Genomic DNA, 2,496 nt, shown 5'->3' on the forward strand with positions numbered 1-2,496 from the left:
AGGTCGGCATCTCGCAGATGCACGTCTCGCGTCTGCTCGCCAAGACCCTCGCCCAGCTGCGCGAGGGGCTGGGAGAGAACGCCCGTTAGGCCTCCGGTCCCGGGCGAGGCGCCGACGGCCGTGGTCCTGCGCGACCTCGGCCTCGGCGACCTGCTCGTCGCCGTGCCCGCCCTGCGCCTGCTCCGCCGGGCGTTGCCCGACCACCGGGTGGTGCTCCTCGGCCCGGGGTGGGTGGGGGACGTGGCGGGCTTCCCCGTGGACGCCGTCGCCGACGACGCGACCGCGCCCCCGCCCGACGTCGTGGTCAACCTCCACGGCCGCGGACCGCAGAGCCACGCCCGGCTCGACGCCCTCGCCGGGGAGCGCCCGGTGCGCCGGGTCGGGCACGCGGCGCCGGGCTGGGACGGTCCGGCCTGGGTCGACGACCCGGCCCGCCCCGAAAGGCGCCGCTGGTGCGACCTGCTCGCCGCGTGCGGGCTGGTGGACGAGGCGTCGGCCGCGGACGCCGCGGACGATCTCCGCCTGCCGCTCCCCCGTGCCAGCGAAGCGTCGACGCTTGCAACCAGTGGCAGTGAAGCCGCTTCGTCGACGGCGGGCGCGGTCGTCGTGCACCCCGGAGCGGCGTTCGGGGCCAAGCGCTGGCCGGTCGACCGGTTCGCCGCGGTGGCCGCCGCGCTCGCCGCGGACGGGCACCGCCTCGTCGTCACCGGCGGCCGCGACGAGGCCGCCCTCGCCGCGCGGGTCGCGGCCGCGAGCGGCGGGCTGGACCTCGCCGGCCGCACCTCGATCGGTGAGCTCCTCGCCCTCGTCGCCGGGGCCCGGCTGGTGATCGCGGGCGACACCGGCATCGCCCACGTCGCGACCGCGTTCGGCGTGCCCTCCGTGACCCTCTTCGGCCCCGTCGGGCCCGCGCAGTGGGGGCCACCGGCCGACCCGCGCCACGTCGTCCTGACCGATGCCACCCGCCGGCGCGGCGACCGCTTCGCCGACGATCCCGACCCGGCCCTGCTCGCCGTCGGGACCCCCGAGGTCCTGGCCCACGCCCGCGACCTGCTGCGGGAAGATCAGGCGCCGCGCGGCGGTTGGACCACCACGTGACCAGCGCGCTCTTCGCCCCGATCACCCTGCGCGGCACGACCGTGCGCAACCGGGTCTGGGTCTCCCCGATGTGCCAGTACTCGTCGATCGACGGCCTCCCGAACGACTGGCACCTCGTGCACCTGGGGCAGTTCGCCGCGGGCGGGGCGGGGCTGGTGATGACCGAGGCGTCCGCCGTCGTCCCCGAGGGACGGATCAGCCCGCAGGACGCCGGCATCTGGAACGACGAGCAGGTCGCGGCCTGGCGGCGCGTCGTCGACTTCCTGCACGCCCGCGGCGCGACCGCCGGGATGCAGCTCGCGCACGCCGGACGCAAGGCCTCGACGCGGCGCCCCTGGGAGGGCCACGGGTCGGTCGCTCCCGACGACGGCGGGTGGACCTCGGTCGCCCCGTCCGCCGAGGCCTTCGCCGACTACGCCGAGCCCCACGCGCTGTCGGCCGAGGAGATCGCGGCCCTGCCCGGCGCGTTCGCCGCCGGCGCCCGCCGGGCCCTCGCGGCCGGGTTCGACCTCGTCGAGCTGCACTTCGCCCACGGCTACCTGGTCCACCAGTTCCTCTCGCCGCTGTCGAACCACCGCGAGGACGCCTACGGCGGGTCCTTCGAGAACCGGACCCGGCTCGCCGTCGAGATCCTCGCCGCGGTGCGCGCCGAGGTCGGCGGGGACGTCCCGGTCCTCGTCCGCATCTCGGCCACCGACTGGGCCGAGGGCGGCTGGGACGAGGACGACTCCGTGGCGCTCGCCCGGGCGCTCGCCGACGCCGGCGCCGACCTCGTCGACACCTCCACGGGCGGCAACAGCCCGCACGCCGACATCCCGGTCGAGCCCGGCTACCAGGTGCCCTTCGCCGAGCGCATCCGCCGCGAGACCGGGGTGCCCACCGGCGCCGTGGGGATGATCAGCGAGCCCGCGCACGCGGAGAAGGTCGTCGCCACCGGCCAGGCCGACGTCGTGCTGCTCGCCCGCGCGCTGCTGCGCGACCCGCACTGGCCGCTGCGCGCGGCCCACGAGCTCGGGGTGGACGACGACGTCACCTGGCCCGAGCAGTACGCGCGGGCCGCCCGGTGGCCGTGACCCCGAGGGAGTGGTCCCCCGCAGATCACAGCGAGCCCACAGCGACAGAACACGCGGCGCCGGGTACCACTTGTCTCATGAGCCCCGCGTCCGCGTCGCCCGCCTCCGGCGGCCCGGCGACGGCCGCGGAACCGGATGACCCCACGCCGACGCGGGGCCTCGCCGTCGGGACGGCACCGGCGCCCGTCGGGACGACGTCGCCGCCCACCGAGACCCCGTCGGCGTCCGCCGGGACCACGTCGGCGTCCGCCGGGACCACGTCGCCGTCCGCCGGGACCACGTCGGCGTCCGCCGGGACCACGTCGCCGTCCGCCGGGACGACCCA

3 protein-coding genes and 1 pseudogene are annotated in these 2,496 nt (G+C 77.4%); 3 read left to right on the plus strand and 1 reads right to left on the minus strand.

All coding sequences use genetic code 11. The annotated features are described in order from the left end of the window. The 3 genes and pseudogenes from AC0CYZ_RS09705 to AC0CYZ_RS09715 form a co-directional block, all read left to right on the plus strand. Positions 1–89, plus strand: a pseudogene (locus tag AC0CYZ_RS09705) (RNA polymerase sigma factor SigF); the annotation flags it as partial. A gap of 31 nt (positions 90–120) precedes the next feature. Beyond that, positions 121–1,098: a glycosyltransferase family 9 protein gene (locus AC0CYZ_RS09710; protein WP_472214673.1), complete on the plus strand. Its 978-nt coding sequence runs from the start codon at positions 121–123 to the stop codon at positions 1,096–1,098. Beyond that, complete coding sequence (locus AC0CYZ_RS09715; protein WP_472214675.1) at positions 1,095–2,171, plus strand: NADH:flavin oxidoreductase/NADH oxidase; 1,077 nt, start codon at positions 1,095–1,097, stop codon at positions 2,169–2,171. The genes AC0CYZ_RS09710 and AC0CYZ_RS09715 overlap by 4 nt, the downstream gene beginning before the upstream one ends. Positions 2,172–2,196: 25 nt before the next feature. On the opposite strand, the gene AC0CYZ_RS09720 is transcribed toward AC0CYZ_RS09715, so the two are convergent. Further along, positions 2,197–2,496, minus strand: a 300-nt coding sequence (locus AC0CYZ_RS09720; RefSeq protein ID WP_472214677.1) for a hypothetical protein, incomplete at its 5' end; no start/stop codon positions are given.

This window comes from Actinomycetospora sp. (genome assembly GCF_055612215.1).